The 19105-nt window shown below is 52.1% G+C and carries 24 protein-coding genes; 14 read left to right on the top strand and 10 right to left on the bottom strand.

What is annotated here, in order from left to right:
- Positions 1-236 precede the first annotated feature (236 nt).
- From ABCO64_RS08500 to ABCO64_RS08480, 5 genes are read right to left on the bottom strand one after another with little or no spacing between them, the layout of a single operon-like run.
- A complete protein-coding gene (locus ABCO64_RS08500; RefSeq protein ID WP_253459507.1) occupies positions 237-773 on the bottom strand; it encodes an HD domain-containing protein in 537 nt (178 codons plus the stop codon).
- 29 nt (positions 774-802) lie between these two features.
- Complete coding sequence (locus ABCO64_RS08495) at positions 803-1318, bottom strand: transcription factor (protein WP_253459509.1); 516 nt, start codon at positions 1316-1318, stop codon at positions 803-805.
- Positions 1318-2391 (bottom strand): ATP-grasp domain-containing protein, encoded by a 1074-nt coding sequence (locus ABCO64_RS08490; protein ID WP_253459511.1) that lies wholly within the window; start codon positions 2389-2391, stop codon positions 1318-1320. The genes ABCO64_RS08495 and ABCO64_RS08490 overlap by 1 nt, the downstream gene beginning before the upstream one ends.
- On the bottom strand, positions 2388-2912 hold the full coding sequence (locus tag ABCO64_RS08485) for a tRNA (cytidine(56)-2'-O)-methyltransferase (protein ID WP_253459513.1): 525 nt from the start codon (positions 2910-2912) through the stop codon (positions 2388-2390). The genes ABCO64_RS08490 and ABCO64_RS08485 overlap by 4 nt, the downstream gene beginning before the upstream one ends.
- Before the next feature lie 5 nt (positions 2913-2917).
- A complete protein-coding gene (locus tag ABCO64_RS08480; RefSeq protein ID WP_253459515.1) occupies positions 2918-3193 on the bottom strand; it encodes a MarR family transcriptional regulator in 276 nt (91 codons plus the stop codon).
- Between the two features lie 35 nt (positions 3194-3228).
- Here ABCO64_RS08480 and ABCO64_RS08475 point away from each other — a divergent pair, with 35 nt between their 5' ends.
- Complete coding sequence (locus tag ABCO64_RS08475; protein ID WP_253459517.1) at positions 3229-3621, top strand: hypothetical protein; 393 nt, start codon at positions 3229-3231, stop codon at positions 3619-3621.
- Here the strand turns inward: ABCO64_RS08475 and ABCO64_RS08470 are convergent.
- The 3 genes from ABCO64_RS08470 to ABCO64_RS08460 are packed head-to-tail and all read right to left on the bottom strand — an operon-like array spanning position 3596 to position 6212.
- Complete coding sequence (locus ABCO64_RS08470) at positions 3596-4321, bottom strand: UPF0280 family protein (RefSeq protein WP_253459519.1); 726 nt, start codon at positions 4319-4321, stop codon at positions 3596-3598. The genes ABCO64_RS08475 and ABCO64_RS08470 overlap by 26 nt on opposite strands.
- The gene (locus ABCO64_RS08465) at positions 4318-4704 is read right to left on the bottom strand and encodes a 4Fe-4S binding protein (protein WP_253459521.1); all 387 of its coding nucleotides are present in this window, start codon (positions 4702-4704) and stop codon (positions 4318-4320) included. Before ABCO64_RS08465 ends, ABCO64_RS08470 begins: the two co-directional genes overlap by 4 nt.
- Positions 4701-6212, bottom strand: coding sequence for a homocysteine biosynthesis protein (locus ABCO64_RS08460; protein WP_253459523.1), 1512 nt, complete (start codon positions 6210-6212; stop codon positions 4701-4703). Before ABCO64_RS08460 ends, ABCO64_RS08465 begins: the two co-directional genes overlap by 4 nt.
- A gap of 102 nt (positions 6213-6314) precedes the next feature.
- Here ABCO64_RS08460 and ABCO64_RS08455 point away from each other — a divergent pair, with 102 nt between their 5' ends.
- The 4 genes from ABCO64_RS08455 to ABCO64_RS08440 all read left to right on the top strand — a co-directional run bounded on the left by ABCO64_RS08455 (position 6315) and on the right by ABCO64_RS08440 (position 10808).
- Positions 6315-7022: a Nif3-like dinuclear metal center hexameric protein gene (locus ABCO64_RS08455; protein ID WP_253459526.1), complete on the top strand. Its 708-nt coding sequence runs from the start codon at positions 6315-6317 to the stop codon at positions 7020-7022.
- Entirely contained in the window at positions 7019-7357 is a 339-nt protein-coding gene (locus ABCO64_RS08450; RefSeq protein ID WP_253459529.1) for an SWIM zinc finger family protein, read from the top strand. Before ABCO64_RS08455 ends, ABCO64_RS08450 begins: the two co-directional genes overlap by 4 nt.
- Positions 7358-7477: 120 nt before the next feature.
- Positions 7478-10219, top strand: coding sequence for an alanine--tRNA ligase (alaS, locus tag ABCO64_RS08445; RefSeq protein WP_253459532.1), 2742 nt, complete (start codon positions 7478-7480; stop codon positions 10217-10219).
- Complete coding sequence (locus ABCO64_RS08440; RefSeq protein WP_253459535.1) at positions 10212-10808, top strand: ArsR/SmtB family transcription factor; 597 nt, start codon at positions 10212-10214, stop codon at positions 10806-10808. The genes alaS and ABCO64_RS08440 overlap by 8 nt, the downstream gene beginning before the upstream one ends.
- A 59-nt stretch (positions 10809-10867) precedes the next feature.
- Here ABCO64_RS08440 and hisH read toward each other — a convergent pair whose 3' ends face one another.
- Positions 10868-11473 carry an imidazole glycerol phosphate synthase subunit HisH gene (gene hisH, locus ABCO64_RS08435; RefSeq protein WP_253459538.1) on the bottom strand — a complete coding sequence of 202 codons (606 nt, stop codon included), beginning with the start codon at positions 11471-11473 and terminating at the stop codon, positions 10868-10870.
- Positions 11451-12857: a phosphoadenosine phosphosulfate reductase domain-containing protein gene (locus tag ABCO64_RS08430; RefSeq protein ID WP_253459541.1), complete on the bottom strand. Its 1407-nt coding sequence runs from the start codon at positions 12855-12857 to the stop codon at positions 11451-11453. Before ABCO64_RS08430 ends, hisH begins: the two co-directional genes overlap by 23 nt.
- Before the next feature lie 281 nt (positions 12858-13138).
- Between ABCO64_RS08430 and ABCO64_RS08425 the strand changes: the two genes are divergently transcribed.
- The 9 genes from ABCO64_RS08425 to ABCO64_RS08385 all read left to right on the top strand — a co-directional run bounded on the left by ABCO64_RS08425 (position 13139) and on the right by ABCO64_RS08385 (position 19101).
- Entirely contained in the window at positions 13139-14698 is a 1560-nt protein-coding gene (locus ABCO64_RS08425; RefSeq protein WP_253459544.1) for a proton-conducting transporter transmembrane domain-containing protein, read from the top strand.
- A 393-nt stretch (positions 14699-15091) separates the two neighbouring features.
- Complete coding sequence (locus ABCO64_RS08420) at positions 15092-15616, top strand: Na+/H+ antiporter subunit E (RefSeq protein WP_253459547.1); 525 nt, start codon at positions 15092-15094, stop codon at positions 15614-15616.
- Entirely contained in the window at positions 15613-15870 is a 258-nt protein-coding gene (locus ABCO64_RS08415; protein WP_253459550.1) for a cation:proton antiporter, read from the top strand. The genes ABCO64_RS08420 and ABCO64_RS08415 overlap by 4 nt, the downstream gene beginning before the upstream one ends.
- A complete protein-coding gene (gene mnhG, locus ABCO64_RS08410; RefSeq protein WP_253459553.1) occupies positions 15867-16229 on the top strand; it encodes a monovalent cation/H(+) antiporter subunit G in 363 nt (120 codons plus the stop codon). The genes ABCO64_RS08415 and mnhG overlap by 4 nt, the downstream gene beginning before the upstream one ends.
- Positions 16222-16476 carry a Na(+)/H(+) antiporter subunit B gene (locus ABCO64_RS08405; RefSeq protein WP_253459556.1) on the top strand — a complete coding sequence of 85 codons (255 nt, stop codon included), beginning with the start codon at positions 16222-16224 and terminating at the stop codon, positions 16474-16476. The genes mnhG and ABCO64_RS08405 overlap by 8 nt, the downstream gene beginning before the upstream one ends.
- Complete coding sequence (mbhE, locus tag ABCO64_RS08400) at positions 16473-16739, top strand: hydrogen gas-evolving membrane-bound hydrogenase subunit E (RefSeq protein WP_253459559.1); 267 nt, start codon at positions 16473-16475, stop codon at positions 16737-16739. Before ABCO64_RS08405 ends, mbhE begins: the two co-directional genes overlap by 4 nt.
- Positions 16739-17203: an MnhB domain-containing protein gene (locus ABCO64_RS08395; RefSeq protein WP_253459562.1), complete on the top strand. Its 465-nt coding sequence runs from the start codon at positions 16739-16741 to the stop codon at positions 17201-17203. The genes mbhE and ABCO64_RS08395 overlap by 1 nt, the downstream gene beginning before the upstream one ends.
- Entirely contained in the window at positions 17204-17548 is a 345-nt protein-coding gene (locus ABCO64_RS08390) for a sodium:proton antiporter (RefSeq protein ID WP_253459566.1), read from the top strand.
- Positions 17545-19101 (top strand): proton-conducting transporter transmembrane domain-containing protein, encoded by a 1557-nt coding sequence (locus ABCO64_RS08385; protein ID WP_253459569.1) that lies wholly within the window; start codon positions 17545-17547, stop codon positions 19099-19101. Before ABCO64_RS08390 ends, ABCO64_RS08385 begins: the two co-directional genes overlap by 4 nt.
- Positions 19102-19105: the final 4 nt, after the last annotated feature.

The following is a 19105-nucleotide window of genomic DNA, read 5'->3' as shown; positions in this document are numbered from 1 at the left end:
GTCGATACAAACATCACTAAGAACACTTATATTTCTTATTAATGGCAAAGTTGGGCTTAAAAGAAGAAGATGAAGTAAATTGTATGAATTTGAAAATATATTGTAATATTTTATCACCTATATTGGTCAGACAATAGCGAATTGAGACTATTCATGTAATAGTATGACCTTTGGATAGGAATGGCCTTCAGAAATATGGAGAAGAACCGAAACCATACCTCAAAGAAGATGCAAACTCACTTCAAAAAGAGATCCATCTCAAGTGAGAGCCGAAACATCCTCTTCCGCTTCTTTCGGGAGATGAGCAGATTCTTCATCAGTTGTCCTTCGATATGAATGACTGTGGTTCCCTTCACCAGGTTATCCGCATGGGCAACAATTTTTTCGGGAAGCGTATGTGGCATACAGTCCCGCGGCAGAAGGCCAAGCTGCAGGCACTCATCAGCAGAAAGCCCCGCTCCAAGGTGGCACGCAACCACCCGCGCAACCTCTTTTGCAACACCCTGCTCACGGCAGAGATCCCCTCCCCTGACTGCATGGTCAAGAAAGTGGCTCTCTGATCGTCCAATATCATGGAGAAGTGCGCCAGATTCCACAATACACCGGGAGACAGCCTCATCACCGGTAAACAGATCAGCAACAGCGCGGACAGCACGCGCATGATCGATCACCTTCCCCGGACACCCTGCACGCTGCAGAAGACTGTAACAGTCAGTATCTGATGGACATGCCGGTTCAGCAGAGTCAGAAAAAGAAGAGAGGGGTTTGTTCATATGAAATACTATCCAGGGATCACCCGGTATTAGCAGAGCGTCTCATCGATAGCGTGTACCCGGCGCTCGAGAGCCGTTGCAAGCATCTCGTTATCGAAATGGGATAGTGGTATGGAGCAGTATGTACAGGAGAATTCATGCTGCATGGCATCATTGAAGGTAAACATCGCACCGCAGGTCTTGCAGATATAGAAATCATTCTCCTCTTCAAATTTCAGCCTAATTGCAAGCTTTTCCCTTACTCTTTCCAGTTCTTCTCCAAGAACAGCATTCAGGTTATCAACCCGGAGATGCCAGAGATAGGTGAGCCATCCTGTCTCGCTATCCTTGACGCGCCTGTACTCGGCAAGCCGCCGTTCATACAGGGTATAGAGGGTGTGCCGGACCGAGTTCAGATTGATCTCAGTCTTCTCGGCAAGTTCCTCATCACTATGTTCTCCAGAATCGGGGAACCTTCTGAGAAGCTTAATTCCCTCATCGCCAACCAGGCGAAGGAAATATGAACAGATCGCCGGTGATTGCAGGAGTTCTTCAACGCGTTCCATCAATTTATATATTGACGCAGGAGATTAATATGGTTATCCAGCATCCGGAGTGCATCATTTCGTGACCCTCCGTACCCAAAGACACTGACAACCGCATCACCCTCCAAAAATTCTGTCCCAACAGGCGGTATATCAGTAATAAATCCACCAAAGCGGACAAGGTTCGATTTTATTGAAAAGTCCCGGTCTGCAAAGAGAATCCGCCGGGCAGCATACCTGGAAGATAACGGACGCTTCTCAGGCAGTCTTTTGGCACATGCATCCATATGGAGGGAGAAGAGGTTTACCCCGGCTGCCCGCTCCACTGTATCCAGGGTCGCCTGGAACCGGGGATTGATCTCAATTGCAACCACCTGGTCAGAGAGAAGAAAATCAACCCCGACTGAGCCGACACACCCGCTTGCAGCAACAATTCTCTCTGCAATCCGGATCATCTCCGGAGCTGCCGGATGATCGCATGGGGTAATTGAACCTGCAAACCCAAACGCTGCATCACCGGATCCACGGAGCATCTGTTCATTTGCAGCAACCGCAACCGCACGCCTGCCATCTGAGAGACAGGAGACACTCGCAGGCAGGCCATCAGCCAGGTGCTGGCTAATAGAGGGGAGATCAATGGCTGCTAGCCACGCCTCTTTCTCTTCCGGCGTATGCACCACCGCATTTCTCCACCCGCCTGCCCCGGTTCTGGGCTTCATCATCACCGGGTAGTCATCAGGGCCTGCAAGCGCCGGATGGGGAACATCGATCTCCTCAAAGAACCGCTGTATATCCATCTTGTCAAGAAACCGCGCAACCGTACCCGGATCAGTACCGGCACGCCGGATACCCGGGCAGAGCGCTGCCTCAGCCCCGGATGTGAGAACAAGATGATCAATTCTGTTCCTCGAGGATATCTCCTCAATAGCAGCAGGAAGACCCGCCAGATCCTCAAAAGGAGCGTAATCATCGACCCACCAGCCAAGGTCGAGATCACAGAAGTGATCGACTGCACAGACGCGGAAGCCGGCCCTCTTTGCAGAAGAGGCGACATGACGGGTGGCATATCCGGCAACCAGAACCGTCTCCTTCACCGCTCCACCATCTCTTTACCCCGATCCGAGGGGATTACCTCAATCTCGCCACCCGGAAACGACGCCTCAAGCTCTTTTCCCTCGAAGAGATGATCGAGAAAGACTGCCAGACCGGCGATCTCGGAATGGGGCTGGTTTGTAACTGCGATATTATAATCTGCAAGCCCATACACCTCACCCGGCACTTTTTCTGCACCGACGATGACAAGCACCCTGTCAGCCTTTTTGATCTCATGAACCTGATCCTGGATGGGAAGCCCATACATCGTCAGGTGAACGATAACGGATCCCTCCTGCTGGTACTCCCGGATACAGCGCTTGTAGGAGATATTATTCTCGACAAAAAAAGATCCACCAAACCTCCTGACCACATCCATGATACTCCTGGCAACCCCGGGGTCGTCTGCTGCCAGGTACATCCCCTCTGCACCAAGTGCGCGGGCAGTTAAGCCGACATGGGTGGTGACACGCTGATCACGATCATGCCTGTGACCAATCCTGAGTATTGCAACATCGACCATCCCGGCTACTCCCTGTTTTTTTGTTTAATCACACCGTTTTCTATGACAACAGGCATGTCGGGAGAATACCGTATCTGGCACGCAGTAAGCATCTCCTGAAGGCCAAGCGCCCGTATCGTCCCATTGGTATGGGTTATGAGCAGGTAGTTGACAAGCCGCTCAACTGATGCTGCTACGACCGTCTCCGGATAACCAGTTACCTCGCTGAGCGCAGGGATCGTATCACACGCTCCTGACGTGATCCGGCAATAGATAGTCCAGTCCACCGCTTCTTCTTTCACAGAGTATTATGGGTTGGAATGCTCCCATATATCTTATGAATGGAAGCGCCTCTCTCTTCGAGATAGCAGACCAGCTCCTTGAATACGCAGATGAAGACGAATACCGTCTCGCAAGGGCAATCGCGGGGCTGGATGCCGATATAAGAATCGATCTCCTCACCTCTGACTACCTCAACGCGTACCAGGTCTATATCTATGCCTTCCAAACGCAGCCACCGCTGTTAATCGAAGACCGGCTCCTCCTCCACCCGGCATCCGGCCTGAAGAAGGGGCTCTTCCTCGAAGAGATCGATCTCTATGAACTCTTCTTTTTGATGGATGGCGAAACGCCGGTTGTGGAGATCAGGTGCGGAAACGACACCATTGCTACCTTCAGGGGCAAAAACGCCCATACCTCTGCAATCAGGTACGCGGAAGCCGGGGAATAGCAGGAAGCCCCCGCGTGATCAGATCAGTATCCACCTCTGCCTGAACAATGTCTGGGACCTCACCCCGGACAACCATCTCTTCCCCAAAGAGCGCCAGCACTCCGGTGATGGGGGAGCCTTCGAGATCAGATAATGCCGAATAATCACCTGGAGAGAGGCGGTTGCAGAGTGCGGTCGCATACGCATCAGCAACTGATACATCAGGTGAGAAGACCGTCACCGCATCTGCAGATCCAAATGATATGGATGGGCCAACGGTTGCAGACGACGTGCAGACACCAGAGATCCGCTCCTGTGGAGGAAGAAGAAATGCACGGTTTCGGAGATCACCGGCATAGATCCCGATCCTGATTGGCCGATCTGAGAAAAGCGCGATATCGCCTCCGTTGTCGACAACACCGAACCGGGCACCTGCGTCTGCCATCGCCTCAACCCCTGCCCAGGCAATCGTCCCGGCAACCGCAGCCATCGGCCCGACCCCTGCTGCAGACCCGGCAGCAACCATCCTCTGTATCACCGGATGATCAAATCCCGGATCATAGGGCTCGAAGGTGGAGAGAAGAAAAGGATCGGCGGATACCGCCGATTCGACCGCCATTCGGGCTTTAAGTATGCCTGATTTTGCAGCCTCTATATCTGCATTCGAATCCGCCAGGATGGTTGTGATCGTCTGGCGGAATTCAAAATGTTCACGTATCATTGCCTGATGGAGAGGGCCTGGTGCGGGCACGAGGGGACACACCTGCCACAGAGAATGCACCGGTCCTCCTCGATCTGCAGATGATACCCGGGATCAAAGAAGAAGACCTCCTGGGGACAGATGCTGATGCAGGCGCCACACTCGACACACTCGTGATCATCATGGATAACAGCATTCTCAAGTTGCTTTACCTCGACACCAAGCTCCGAAAACCTCTCTATGATCCGTTCACGTTCATTCTCCGGGATATCGATAAGCACCCACCCTTCATTTGAATCGATATGCGCCCGCTCAACATTGATCATGACACCAGTCTCGAGGATCACCTGTGAGATGAGAGGTTTTTTCACAACCTCACGCTGGATCGTCAGGAAGAGTTTCATGAATGCCACCCCTTCTTCGATATCAGCTTGCCGAGATCGACGGCATTTAAGATCCCGATGACGTGATAATTGGCATCAATCACCGGAAGTGCACTGATATTATGCTGGTCCAGCCGCTGGGCTGCGACATCCACCGGTTCATCCGGGGCAACCACAACCACCTTTTTACTCATGATCTCTGAGACTTTGAGCGAGTTTCCGTCCCTGAGAACAGACTTAGAGACATCATAGGTGGTGATGATCCCAACCAGTTTCTGGTCTGCATCAATCACCGGCAGATGGTTTGTCTCGCCTTTGAGCAGTTTTCGTGCCGCAGTCTTAACAGATTCATCCTCTGTGATCGTGACGACATGAGGATTCATAATCTCCTGCACCCTCGGTGTCTGCCGCGTCTCCCTCATCGGCCTGTTTACCTTCTCCCGGTCAATTGAAACTGTTGGGAGTGCAACGGTAAATCTCCCCTCTTCAACCTCCTTTTTCAGTTCAAGAGCAACCTGCCGGGCATGGCTGAAACTCGATATCGATGACGTCCTGATCTCCTCGCTATCGATCAAAACACTGCCGCTTTTGAGTTCGGCATAGGAGACCTGCCTGAGAACCGGCCGATCGCGCCGTGGAGTGCCATAATCGATTATCCCAACCATGATATCCTCGTCACGAACCGCACAATTCCGTACAACATCCAGGTTCAGTACCGGGAGAGCCACACCAAGGCCGACATACAGGCTGACACCGTATCCGGTGAAGCTAGCCGCCCTGAGATAGTCCGGACTCATATTTTTGAGATTGCCGCTTACCATCAGGTTTGCAAAACCGGTCTTTGGAGAAGACTGGGTGCCTTCCCCGACGATGACGCCGGTTCCACCTCCAAGAAAGATCGGCACCCCCGATCCGATGAGGGAGAGATTGGGATCATTGAGAAGCGGAGAGAGGAGACCTGCTCCTGAATAGGAGATATTGCCGCTCTGGGGGAGGAGAGTACCCATATAGGTTTCCAGCACCCGCTCAGAGCGGTTGATTGCGGCATTATAGCGCTGGTATGCATTCCGCGGATTGACCATCACCGCCTGGTTCAGATCATCAAGGAGGAGTTCGGTGGTTATTGTCCTCCGTGGGTAACAATCTGTTCCCTTTGAGATTGCACGAACCTCGATCTGTCTGCCCGAGACAAGATCCTCAATAACATGGGCACCACCATACCGGAGGCTTTCGGTTGTCGATTCCTGGGTTGCCCCGATATATGCATCAACAGCCGCAATCCCGGCATACGCCTCGACATCATTGAGCCAGACACGCTCCATCCTGATCGGGGGATCGGAATGTCCGAAGTTCAGAAACGCTCCCGATGAGCACATCGCGCCGAAGGTACCGGTTGTTACAACATCGACCTTCTGAAGCGCACCTTCCTCGCCCAGTTCCGAGACGATATCCGGCATTTCTTCGGCGGTAATAACAACGGCACTTCCATCGCGAATTCGTGTATTGATCTCTTCGATGGATTTTTGCATACAAAATATATTCTCCCCTCATTATTAAGTGCTCTTCTTTATAACTTGCAGTAATAAAATTCTCCACAACAGCTATCCCCTCAAGAACCAGAGTAGTACATCATGAATATCTCGGCATTTCTAAGCCTTATGGAGGAGATAGCCCCTACTGAGCGTGCCGAAGAGTTTGATTCCGACAAGATCGGGCTCGTTGTCGAGGGAAAAGAAGAGATCAACCAGATATGCGCCGCACTTGATCCCACACAAAATGTCATAGAAGCAGCTGCCGCTCTTCAGGCAGATATGCTTGTCGTGCATCACACCCCTCTCTTCACACCGGTGACCAGGATTACCGGACAAACAGCGCGCATACTCCGGACATTGCTCAGCAACGAGATGAATCTCTTTGTCATGCATACAAACTTCGACCATGCAGACGGGGGGATCAATGATGCGCTGGCGGATCTGATCGGCCTTTCGAACAGATCGCGGATGAGCCTGGGCATCGTTGGCGACTGCGGGCTGAACCTGAAGGAGATACTCGAGAAACTCGGCTGCGGGCTCAGGATCTATGGCACAATTGAGAAGACCAGCCGTATCGCCGTCGTCGGGGGATCGGGTTTTAGACCTGAGCTCATGCAGGAAGCACTGGATCTTGGAGCAGATGTTTTGATATCCTCTGAGATGAAACACAGCAACGCCCGGATCGCCCCCCTTCCCTGCATTGAGGCGACACACTACAGCCTTGAATCTCCAGGCATAAAGGATATTTCCCGGAGGATGGGCTGGACCTACATCGATGACCCCCCCGAAAGCTGCATCTTCATATGATTGACCCATTTGTTCTTCTGCAAAACGAGGGATGCCTCTCGGATGCCGCACAACAATCCCTCATTCACGCCTACCAGGAACGCGGCGAAAAAGCGATCCGCGCAGCAGAGCGGGGCAATGTCAAGAAATACCGTGATTTCTGGGTAGTTGTCGGGAGAACTGCCGAATATATCGTTGAGAACGGCTTCTGTACATGTGACGATTTCCTCTATCGCGGCGGCATCTGCTGGCACAGCCTGGCGGTCCGGATCGCCAGCATCTGCGATCTCTATGAGGAATACGATCTCTGGTACTCCGAAACCAGAAGCAGAACGATCGAGATCGAAAAAACGTAATATCTCCGGGATCGCTCCTGCCGGATAGATACTCCCGGCATTTGGGGGAGAAATGGATGGGATCAACAGAGAAACCATATATGGCTTCGAACAGAACCTATACCAAACACGTGATTATCCATGCTTTCTGAAGAATACGAGCTGGAATATTTCCGAGTCAATGGTTTTACCCGAAGGATATGCAGCTCATGTGGCGCTGCCTTCTGGACACTTGATCCGGATCGGGAGTTGTGCGGGGATGCACCCTGTGAACCGTACCAGTTCATCGGTAATCCTGTATTCAGTCCGCATTCTCCAGATGAGATGAGAGAGACATTCCTCTCTTTTTTTGAAGAGCGGGGACATACACGAATCGAGCGCTATCCTGTTGCAGCCAGGTGGCGTGATGATATCTACCTGACGATTGCATCAATTGCCGACTTCCAGCCATTTGTCACCGGCGGAGTCGTCCCTCCCCCGGCAAACCCCCTTGCCATCTCCCAGCCATGCATCAGGTTAAATGATCTCGACTCAGTCGGCCGCTCCGGCCGCCACCTCACCTGTTTTGAGATGATGGCCCATCACACCTTCAACCGTGACGATGACGAGATCTACTGGAAAGAAGAGACTGTCGAGTACTGCGCTGAATTTCTGACCTCAATCGGCGGTGACCTCGACACCGTCACATTCAAGGAGCATCCCTGGTATGGCGGGGGCAATGCCGGACCGAGTGTCGAGGTGCTCATCGGGGGCCTGGAAGTTGCCACGCTCGTCTTCATGAACCTTGGCAGAAAACAAACGGATCACGATCCGATCATGATAGATGGGAAAGACTACTACCCGATGGACCTTCGGATCGTCGATACCGGGTATGGCCTTGAACGCTTCGTCTGGGCATCCAGTGGCTCCCCAACCATTTATGACGCACTCTTTCCAGACATGGTCTCCCAGCTGATGGGATCGGCTGGCCTGGAAAATCTCCTCGGCAACCCTGAATTTACTGAAATACTTGGCAAAAATTCAAAGTACGCCGGTCTCATCGATATACGGGGAGAGAAGCTCGTCAACCTGAGACATAAGGTCGCTGACTCAATCGGCGTCAGTGTCGATACACTTGAGGAGATGATCGTTCCACTCGAACAGATCTATGCACTCTGCGACCACACCCGCTGCCTTGCCTACATGCTCGGCGACTGTATCATCCCATCAAATGTCAGGGAAGGCTATCTTGCCCGTCTTGTTCTCAGGCGGAGCCTCAGGATGATTGGTGAGTTGGATATTGAGGACAATCTCTCTGATCTCGTCCTCCAGCATATGGAAGGTATCGGCTTTGACCGGTTTGAACAGGAGACAGATATTGTTCGTGAGATTATAGACCGTGAAACCGAGAAATACACCCAGACCATAGCCCGTGGAAAGCGCGTGGTGCAGAGGACAGCACAGGCCCATATCAAAAAGAAGGAACCGGTCCCCCTCTCTGAGATGATCACGCTCTATGAATCTCACGGGATACCAACGGCAATGATGCGTGATATCCTGAACAAAGAAGGAGCGTCATTTGATCTGCCTGACGATCTCGACTCGATCATTGCTGACATGCATTCGGAAGCAGATGTGGTGTTGGAAGAGTCTGAGATGACCCCATATGCCGAACGCGTTGACAAACTCCCCCCCACCAAGAAGCTCTTTTATGAACGGCCATACGAGTTTGAGTTCGACGCAATCGTCATCGACTACTTCGACGGGTATGTCATCCTCGATCAGTCGCTCTTCTACCCAGAAGGTGGAGGCCAGCCTTCTGATACCGGAACGCTCGTCACAACAGAGAATGTTGTCCGGGTGGATGATGTCATCATCCAGAATGACCGGATACTCCACAAGATCAAAGGCGGAGTCCTGAAACGCGGAGAGCGGGTTAAGGGGATCGTGGATGAGGAACGGCGCTGGTCACTGATGCGCCACCATACCGGAACACACGTCCTCCTTCGCGCATGTAAAGATATTCTTGGACCTCATGTCCACCAGGCGGGAGCCCAGAAGGGAATTGAGAGTGCGAGGCTTGATATCCGCCATTATACCCATATCACACCTGAAGAGGCAAAACGGATTGAGATTGCCGCTAATCACCTGATCATGGAGAACATCCCGATATTTATCAAGGTGGAGGAGAGAGACCGGGCCGAGCAGAAATACGGGTTTGACCTCTACCAGGGCGGGATCCCCCCCGGCAGAGAGCTTCGGATCGTCCAGATGGGCACTGAAGTCCAGGCATGCGGGGGAACACACTGCCGGAGCAGTGGCGAGGTCGGGATCATCAAGATACTCAGAATCGAGCATATCCAGGACGGGATAGAGCGGATCGAATTCTCTGCAGGACTCGCCGCAATCTATGCGATGCAGCACCTGCAGGATCTCGTCAATGAAGCAGCAGATGCCCTCTCTGTCCAGGTTGAGCACCTTCCGCAGTCGGTAAACAGGTTCTTTGCTGAATGGAAGGACCGTGGAAAGGAGATCGAGGAGCTTGAGAACCGCCTTGCTGGCCTTCAGCTCGAAAACCTCAGGGGAGATGACGTTCACGGTGTCGAAGTGGTTATCCGCCAGCTGGATCTCCCTGGAAAAGAACTGATTATGATTGCAACCGGTATCGCTGATCGAAATGGCGTTGCATTATTCATATCAAATGACAATGGCATACGTGTCATTGCAGGATCCGGATCAGAGGCTGTCAATGCCGGAGAGCTTGCACGGGAAGTCTGCGCCGTCCTTGGCGGCAAGGGCGGCGGGAAACCAGGTCTTGGCCAGGGCGCAGGCAAAGACGAGACTGCCATCCCTGATGCACTACAAAAAGCAGAAGAGATAATTCAATCCAGACTCCATGGCTGACGATATAGTATTCCTTGAACCAGGCGACGAACAGGCCCAGAAGATCGCACGTGCAATGGGAAGCCCGACTGCCTGCGATCTCCTCAGGGGTCTTGCCGGGGGGCCGAAGAGCACAACAGCACTGGCTGGAGACCTGCAGATTCCCCTCACGACCGCAAAGTACCATCTTGGCAACCTGCTTGATGCCGGAGTCATCGAGGTCGTTGATACACGATGGAGTGCAAAAGGACGGGAAGTCAAGCTCTACGGGATGAAGAACCAGGTCTACGTCGTTGCCCCGGCAAGACAGAGCGCAATTGGCATGATGAAGAAGTATGCGGCCACGCTTGGTCTCTTCATAGCAGGAACAGCAGTCCTCTCACTCTATCTCCCAATGCTTCAGCCACACTATGCGTATGCAGATGACCTCGTTGTCCTTGGGGCGCCGCCGGACGCAATGCCCGCAGTTGAACGGGCGGTGGATACTGCTGCACCACTCCCCCCGTTTGTGCATGAGTTTGTCATTGCCTTCTTCCTTGGCGGCTGCCTCGTCCTTGCGGCACTGATCCTCTATGAGGCCGTCATCTGGTACCGGTACGAGAAGCCGTGAGAAGAGAGAGGTATCTGGAAATACCCCTCGACAAAAAGGAATATTCCCGGGGATCAGGCTCACGCCATCTCAATAAAGTTCTGCAGGAGCAGCAGCCCTGTTTCGCTGCTCTTCTCAGGGTGGAACTGCACCCCGTAGATACGTTTGTTTTTCACAGCAGATGCATACCGGATCGAGTACTCAGTCTCGCAGAGCCGGTATGCCGGTGGACAGTCGACATAGTATGAATGGACAAAATAGAAGTAGCTGCCATCCTCTATACCCTCAAAGAGGGGGTCGTCCTCTGCAGCCAGATAGACTCTGTTCCAACCCATATGCGGGATTTTGATTCCCGGGGCCGGCTGAAACCGCAGCACCCGCCCGGGAACAAGAGAGAGTCCCGCATGATCGCCATGCTCCTCACTCGTCTCCATCAGCATCTGCATCCCAAGGCAGATCCCAAGGAGGGGACGGTTATCTGCCAGTGAGAGGATGGTCTGCGCAACCGGCGAGAGCCTGCCCATCCCCTCAGAAAACGCACCCACGCCTGGAAGGATGATTGAATCGGCTGCGCTGATCTCCTCCGGGTCATGCGTGATTACGGATCGCGCACCCGCACGCTCGACTCCCCGGTATACGGACCTGAGATTTCCAAGCCCGTAATCAATAATGGCTATCTTCGTCATCGATCTGTTCCTTATGGATTCTCCATGCTCCACTCTCAAACCAGTCTTCTGATCTCCCGGATCGTTTTGCAAATGCAGTTACAGCCGATCGCCACTTTTCCCAGAGTTGTGGATACCGGCTCTCGATCATCTGGAAATGTGCACGATCAGTAGACGGACACATGTAACAGCCAATCCGATCCAGTCCAAGCTCATATAACCTGTTATAGGGAGCGTTCTCCCTGAAAATATAGAGCCATACATGCAGGGCGTTCCAGTGCTGGATGGGCGCAATCGAGAGCTGGTTTGGGACATTTGGATTCTGCCAGACACGCCTGCTCCTCCGGCGCCTGGCAGACTCGTATTTCCGCTGGCCGATTGCCGAGATGCATCTGCCCCATTCCTGCTCAATAGTGTCGCGGACAGGTGTCAGTTTGCATGCCTTGCAGCACCACCGGAGATCAACTGCAGGGGGACCGTGCCTTGAAAAACCCTCCCAGAACCCGTCTTCTCCATATGCCATATAGACCGGGAGGCCATAGGCTTCAGCAACAGTCTGCACATTCTCAACTGTCTCTGGAAACTCAAGGCCCGTATCAGCAAAAAGGAGGGGGACAGGGCCGACTGCTTTGTGTGTCACCAGCAGGGTGGCCAGGCTGTCTTTTCCCCCGGAATAGGAGACCGTGAGGGGGAGGTTTTCTGCGCTCACACACTCCTGGATGAACCTGATGGATTCACCCTCAATTGATGAGAGGATCCCGGCATTTGCAGAAACCGCATCCTCCCAGGTGGCAGCACCAGGAAGATATGTCTGCGGGCTGTTCTTCCGGAGGCGGACAACCTGGCCGCGGGTGGCTGCACGCGCCTCATCGCCACTCATCTTTGCACGCCCAACACCGATACAGGCACCATCAGGAGTCAGGACAAAGACCTCGTCGCCCTTCCGGATATCGGGATCTACCCTGACCACTCCCGGAGCAAGGACACTGGATCCGGAGCTTATAAAAGACGCTGCATCGTCACTGACAACAACATACCCCCGCTGTGGGGGGGCATGAAGAGCTGAGTGTATCCGGGGCAGCGCCTCCCAGCGCCTCTCTTCGGGAAGATAGCGGATCGCCCCGACAACCGCTCCACCAAGGATTATCTCTTCCATCCGGTCAGTATCCGGGACCTTGTTCAGGAGCGCAAGATGGCCTGGTGGAATAAGGGGTGTGCCAAACGCCTCCTCAAATATACTGTTGATCAGCCCGATATCCTGAGGAAAGGCGGGCCGGACATCTCCAGGTGGCGTGATCTCCACCTGCCGGGCAGATCCACCGCAGCCGCAGCGTCTTCCAAGCACCGGTACATGGCAGGAATCACACCAGTGAAGGGGATTTACACCTGCAAAGAGGGATTTCATGCGTGAATATATATTTGACGCCTGCTCTATATCCAATCATCGACAGGTACACATGTACATAGGATAAGAGGTTAGGATAAGAGGTTTAGGATAAGAGATCAGGATCAGACGTTGTGACGGAGAACCGTTTTCATTTGAGAGAATGAACGAATGGTATTTCGATCAAAATCCAGAATCATGTACTCAATTCATCCAGACGATATACAGAGCGGTAAAAATATGACGAGTATGCCAGAATAATAAAGAGATCCTGCAAGCCCCTGTCCCGGGAGGAGAGAGAAGTGAGCTGTTATGTCCCGTTCCTGATCGCACTACCACTTGCCGGTGCATTCGCACTGCCGCTTATCAGTATGATCAGCAGTCGGCTTCGCAACATCTGGGTACTCATTGTGACGGCTGCAACGGTTGGCTGCAGCCTTCTGCTCACGCATGAGGTGCTGACGAAGGGCACTGTCATTTATGCATTCGGCGCTCCTGACCCCTCAGTTGCCATTCCTTTTGATTCTGCCGGCATTCCGATCCGGATTCTCTTTGTCATAGACCCGATGTCGGCATGTATGGTGCTTGTTGCAGCAGTGATGATGGCTGCCGTTCTCATCTATTCAATGACTGCTGAGTTCAGACAGACTGGTGAGGACATTTACTACACCCTGTTTCTCCTGATGATGGCCGGGATCTTTGGCATGGTCACTACCGGGGATTTATTCAATTTTATTATCTTTCTTGAGATCAACTCACTTGCAGGCATCGTACTGGTCGCATACAGGATTAACCATGGGTTGGCAGTTGAGGGGGCACTTAAATATGGATTTGTATCAAAAATTGCAGCCCTGTTTCTCCTTTTTGCAGTCGGGATACTCTATGGGCAGTACAACTCGCTGAATATTGCCTATATTGCTTCTGTCATCGAATTTTCCGGCCTTTCGCTGGTTGCAGCCGTTATCATGGTCACATCACTCGCCATGAAAGCAGGATCTGTTCCGATGCATTTCTGGACACCGGACACATACTCCAGTGCACCATCCTCTATCATCCCACTTCTCATCGTATCCAGTATTGCAAGCCTCTATGCCATCTTCAGAATAACATTCACCCTCTTTGGACTCACCCTGAACGTCGTCACGATCGGTTGGATACTCATCATTCTTGGCATTCTCTCCATGTTTATTGGTATTACCATGGCAATTGCACAGGATGATATAAAGAGGCTGCTTGCATACCATTCCGTCTCCCAGGTAGGCTATATGCTCACCGGACTTGGCGTTGGCATTACCGTGCTTGGAAGCCAGCCCCTTATGGATGCATACGGGCTCATGGCAATCGAAGGAGGTATTTTTCATATGATGAATTATATCCTCTTCAAAGGGCTTCTCTTCCTTGCGGCGGGTGCGGTTATCTACCGGTGCAAAACCAGGAATCTGAAAGATATCCGGGGACTTGGCAGGACGATGAAAGTGACGATGTGCTTCTATATCATTGGAACGCTTGCTATCGTCGGAATCCCGCCGTTTAATGGACATGCCTCAAAGAAACTCCTCTATGAATCACTCTTCGCATTCAATCCATTTATCTCAGTTATAGCAATTGTTGTCTCTTTCCTGACACTGGTGGCTTTTTCCAGGGTATTCTATGCCGTATTCATAGCCAGGAGCGGTGAGCATCCAAACGTGGCGGTTAAAGAGGTCCCGCTTCTGATGCTCGTTGGAATGGGAATGCTTGCTCTTTTGGTCATCCTCTCCGGAGTTTTTGAAGGGTTTGTACTGACCACCTTCATCGAACCTGCAGCCCTTGGGTTTGTGGACAGATATGGATACATTGCTGCGGTCATGGGAGAGCCCTGACTATCTTGATTCACAACAGAGCATGCCCCCCGTGAGTATCAGGACGATTTGCAAATAGCAATGGAGCAGACGTGCTCCAATATAGCCAGTCCGCGTCAGCTACCCACGGCTAAAGCTGGTGGTTTCCTGCCTGGTAGATCGTACTGTTTCAGATGTACAAAAGCGTCTGAATCATATTTGATACATGGGAGGTACGGCGCGTCATGATCCTTGAGGGAATTTCATGTGTGATCAGGAGAAATTACCAGACTTCGATGGAAAGCCATATTTTAGGAAAAGATCATTATTGATCATGACAGAAAAAGGGCAGGTGTTTGAGCTGCGGTGTATTTGGTTTTCTTTGTGGAAACCGACACTGGAATGCCGTTGCACGAAGGGGGTTAATCACCCGTGATGCGCTTCCTTGCAACAACTCTTGCGGCGTTTGCAGTCTATTTACTGCTGACAGCCGGATCAGGGACAATTCTCCTCTGGTCCATACCTGAGCTGGCCTTTGGACTCATTGTAGCTGTGATCGTTGGTATTGCATCACACCGGATCCTCTGCAGGTCAGAATCACTGCGTATGGCAAACCCGATCCGGCTTTTGCTTCTTGCTGTATATGCAGTATTCCCCCTTTTTATAGAGATGGCACGGGCGAATATCGATGTTGCGGGAAGGGTGATCACCGGCAGGGTAAAGCCTGGCATTCTAAGGGTCGAGAGCGGGATGAAGACCGATCTCGGCATTCTTATTCTGGCAAACTCAATAACGCTCACACCTGGCACTCTCTCGGTTGATATCAATGAGGAGAGCCGTGAGCTCTATGTACACCTGATTAATGTCCCTGATGCGCTCCGTGACCAGGAGATCATTCAAGCAGGACAACTCTTTACCTTTTTCAATATCCCCGCATGGATCCGGAGGATTGCCGAATGAATGACGTATTGTTTGCTGCGATAGCGATACTTGCCCTGCTGATACTGCTCGCAGGGGTCAGGCTCACTCTTGGGCCGACCATTCCTGACCGCGTCGTTGCCTTTGACACCATCAACACCATTATTGTTGCATCGATGATTCTCATGGCTGCATATTTTGGACAGACGATCTTTGTTGATGTCGCACTTGTCTATGCACTTCTCTCGTTCCTTGGAACACTCGCGATAGCAAAATATATTGGAGGAGAACTATGACGCTGACAACTGCTGCCACGCTCTGTATCGCAATTGGGATCATCTTCAATGCGCTTGGTGTCATCGGCATCCTCAGGTTCCCCGATGTCTATACCCGTCTCCATGCAGAGACGAAAATGGCAACATTCGGGACAATATTTCTGGCAATCGGAGTCATACTCTATGCAGCAGGACTGCTTGCTGATACAGGCGATAGCCAGTACCTTACCCTGGCCACCCATACGATCCTGGTAGTCATCGCCATTGCCTTTACGAATGCAACAGGTGCCCATGCAATCGCACGGGCTGCTCATAAAAGCGGCCAGCTGCCGGATCCAGCTGTTGTCGACCGCCTGCAGGAGGTGAAAAAGCGTGATTGAGATACTTCTTCATGGAATCGTCTTAACCGGACTGATCATCACTGCAGTCCTTGTCTTCATCTTCAAAGACCTTGTCTCTGCCACAATTGCATTTGGAATATTCAGCCTGCTCCTTGCACTTGAGTTCTACCTGCTGAAGGCTCCGGATGTTGCAATTACCGAGGCAGCAATTGGTGCCGGACTCACAACTGCTGCGTTTCTTATTGCCATCCGTGGCACTGTTCGAAAGGAGGCTGATCAGCCATGAGACGGCAGATCTCAATCATCGTCGTGGTGCTGATGGTGCTGATGCTTGGAGTTATCGCAACCGGCCTCTCATTTGGCCATCCACCTGATCACCCGATGGATCGGTACGTCATTATGAACAGCCAGCTGGAAAGTGGTGCAAATAATGTCGTTGCCGCTGTCCTCTTCGACTACCGGGGCCTTGACACACTCGGTGAAGCGGTCGTCCTGTTCACTGCCGCCCTTGGGACGATGCTGATGTTTCGGAAACGGGAGGAAGAATAATGCAGATGAGCCTTATCATCAGGACCGCAGCAGACGTTCTCTTCCCCTTCATCATGGTCTTTGGACTCTATATTGTCATCCATGGCCATGTGACACCCGGAGGAGGTTTCCAGGGAGGTGCTATCCTTGCATCAGGTATACTGCTTCTCCTGCTTGCATACCGGTACGAGGAGTTTACCAGGATTGTACGGATGGTGATGATGAAGACGTTTGAGTCCACCGGGCTGCTGCTCTTTCTCATTGCCGCACTCTCGGCAATGCTTCTTGGAGCAGGCTTCTTCTACAACTGGCTCTTCCCGGGAGGCCTCATATTCGGCGAGTTTGTTCCCTTTGGACCTGGACCTGCCAACCTCAACACCGGAGGGGTCATTCCGATCATGAACATCGCTGTTGGTATCAAAGTATTGGGTGCAATCGGGGTCATCCTGCTTGCGCTCCTGTCAGGTATAAAGGAGAGGAGCTAGATGATTGAGCAGATACCCTATATTGCCATTGTCCTGCTTGCAGGGATTGGGATCGCGACGATCCTCCTCAAAAAGAACGTGATCAAGATGATCATGGGCCTTGCGATCATCGAGGGATCAGTCAACCTCTTCCTTGTCACACTCGGGTATCGTGAAGGCGGTATTGCGCCCATCTTCACTGATGCACCCGCTGGGGTGATGGTCCTCCCGACTGTGCAGGCGATGACCGTGACAAATATTGTGATCGGATTTGCCACAACAGCACTGCTGCTTGCATTTGCCATGATCCTGTATCGGTACTATGGCTCTGTTGAGACAAACCACATCCGGAGGCTCCGCGAATGAGCATGTATGCACCACTTCTGGTGGCAATTCCCTTCCTGGCGGCATTTGCAATGCCGCTTGTCGGCCTCGTCGGGGAACGGATACGGAACTCCTGGGTTATACTTGCGATGCTTGCAACAGTCGGGGCAGCGCTCCTTCTGGTACAGGAAGTTCTTGTAAACGGGACTCTCGTCTATTCTCTTGGAGCAGTCGATTCTGCACTCACCATCCCCATCGATTCGGGAGGAGTGCCTATCCGGATCATCTTTGTGATCGATGCGATGTCGGCATTCATGGTTCTGACAGCAGCGATCATGATGTTTTCAGTCACCCTGTATTCGATCTCAAGCGAATCAAAACAGACCGGCCAGGACGGCTACTATGCCCTCCTCTTCCTGCTGATGGCAGGTATTTTTGGCATGGTGACTACAGGTGATCTCTTCAACTTCTTCGTCTTCCTTGAGATCAACTCGCTTGCCGGTGCGGCACTTGCCTCATACCGGATCAACAAAGGCTTTTCAGTCGAGGGCGGCCTGAAGTATGGGTTCATCTCTGCCATTTCAGCTATGATGTTCCTCTTTGCTGTTGGAATGCTCTATGGCCAGTACAATTCCCTGAATATCGCCTATATTGCATCAGTGATTGAGTTCACAGGCCTCTCGCTTGTGGCAGTCGTCCTGATGATCACCTCGCTTGCCATGAAGTCAGGGGCTGTCCCGATGCACTTCTGGACTCCTGACACCTATTCGAGTGCGCCATCATCCATAACCGCACTCCTGATCATCTCCAGTATGGCATGCCTCTATGCAATCTTCAGAATGGCATTCAGTCTCTTTGGCCTGACCATGAATGTGGTGACTGTCGGATGGGTGATTATCATCCTTGGTGTCCTCTCGATGTTCATCGGGGTTGCGATGGCACTCCCGCAAAAGGATGTGAAGCGGCTGATGGCATATCATTCCGTCTCACAGATCGGCTATATGCTGACCGGTCTTGGCGTCGGTGTGGCTGTTCTTGGAGATACCACCATGATGGCAGAGTTTGGCTTTGTCGCAATGGAGGGAGGAATATTCCATATCATTAATTACGCACTCTACAAGGGTCTTCTCTTCCTGATCGCCGGTGCGGTGATTTACCGGTGTGGAACAAAAAACCTCAATGAACTCGGCGGGCTCGGCCATACAATGAAATGGACGATGGGATTCTTCATCATCGCAGCACTTGCGATTGCCGGAATACCGCCGTTTAATGGATTTGCCTCGAAACTGATGATCTATGAGTCGGTCTTCATCTTCAACCCGTTCATTTCAGTCATCGCAATGGTGGTCTCGATCATGACGCTTGCCTCATTCGTGAAGGTCTTCCATTCGATGTTCATGGGCCCGCGGCTCCCACAGTTTGCAGAGGTGAAGGAGGTCCCGCTTCCGATGCTCATTGGCATGGGTCTGCTTGCCGTGTTGATCATCCTCTTTGGGATCTTCCCTGACTTTGTGGTGAAGACAATTGTTGAACCAGCAGCCCTTGCATTCATAGACCAGAGCGGCTATATTGCCTCAGTTATGGGAGGGGTCTAGAATT

The sequence above is a fragment of the Methanocalculus natronophilus genome, from assembly GCF_038751955.1.
GTDB lineage: Archaea > Halobacteriota > Methanomicrobia > Methanomicrobiales > Methanocorpusculaceae > Methanocalculus > Methanocalculus natronophilus.
This window is presented reverse-complemented; position numbering and strand designations above follow the sequence as displayed.

Bases quoted from the DNA above. Each gene is read 5' to 3' on its own strand.
- ABCO64_RS08500 (WP_253459507.1), bottom strand. From the start codon at position 773: ATGAACAAACCCCTCTCTTCTTTTTCTGACTCTGCTGAACCGGCATGT.
- ABCO64_RS08495 (WP_253459509.1), bottom strand. From the start codon at position 1,318: ATGGAACGCGTTGAAGAACTCCTGCAATCACCGGCGATCTGTTCATAT.
- ABCO64_RS08485 (WP_253459513.1), bottom strand. From the start codon at position 2,912: ATGGTCGATGTTGCAATACTCAGGATTGGTCACAGGCATGATCGTGAT.
- ABCO64_RS08475 (WP_253459517.1), top strand. From the start codon at position 3,229: ATGAATGGAAGCGCCTCTCTCTTCGAGATAGCAGACCAGCTCCTTGAA.
- ABCO64_RS08470 (WP_253459519.1), bottom strand. From the start codon at position 4,321: ATGATACGTGAACATTTTGAATTCCGCCAGACGATCACAACCATCCTG.
- ABCO64_RS08465 (WP_253459521.1), bottom strand. From the start codon at position 4,704: ATGAAACTCTTCCTGACGATCCAGCGTGAGGTTGTGAAAAAACCTCTC.
- ABCO64_RS08460 (WP_253459523.1), bottom strand. From the start codon at position 6,212: ATGCAAAAATCCATCGAAGAGATCAATACACGAATTCGCGATGGAAGT.
- ABCO64_RS08455 (WP_253459526.1), top strand. From the start codon at position 6,315: ATGAATATCTCGGCATTTCTAAGCCTTATGGAGGAGATAGCCCCTACT.
- ABCO64_RS08450 (WP_253459529.1), top strand. From the start codon at position 7,019: ATGATTGACCCATTTGTTCTTCTGCAAAACGAGGGATGCCTCTCGGAT.
- alaS (WP_253459532.1), top strand. From the start codon at position 7,478: ATGCTTTCTGAAGAATACGAGCTGGAATATTTCCGAGTCAATGGTTTT.
- ABCO64_RS08440 (WP_253459535.1), top strand. From the start codon at position 10,212: ATGGCTGACGATATAGTATTCCTTGAACCAGGCGACGAACAGGCCCAG.
- hisH (WP_253459538.1), bottom strand. From the start codon at position 11,473: ATGACGAAGATAGCCATTATTGATTACGGGCTTGGAAATCTCAGGTCC.
- ABCO64_RS08430 (WP_253459541.1), bottom strand. From the start codon at position 12,857: ATGAAATCCCTCTTTGCAGGTGTAAATCCCCTTCACTGGTGTGATTCC.
- ABCO64_RS08420 (WP_253459547.1), top strand. From the start codon at position 15,092: ATGCGCTTCCTTGCAACAACTCTTGCGGCGTTTGCAGTCTATTTACTG.
- ABCO64_RS08415 (WP_253459550.1), top strand. From the start codon at position 15,613: ATGAATGACGTATTGTTTGCTGCGATAGCGATACTTGCCCTGCTGATA.
- mnhG (WP_253459553.1), top strand. From the start codon at position 15,867: ATGACGCTGACAACTGCTGCCACGCTCTGTATCGCAATTGGGATCATC.
- mbhE (WP_253459559.1), top strand. From the start codon at position 16,473: ATGAGACGGCAGATCTCAATCATCGTCGTGGTGCTGATGGTGCTGATG.
- ABCO64_RS08395 (WP_253459562.1), top strand. From the start codon at position 16,739: ATGCAGATGAGCCTTATCATCAGGACCGCAGCAGACGTTCTCTTCCCC.
- ABCO64_RS08390 (WP_253459566.1), top strand. From the start codon at position 17,204: ATGATTGAGCAGATACCCTATATTGCCATTGTCCTGCTTGCAGGGATT.
- ABCO64_RS08385 (WP_253459569.1), top strand. From the start codon at position 17,545: ATGAGCATGTATGCACCACTTCTGGTGGCAATTCCCTTCCTGGCGGCA.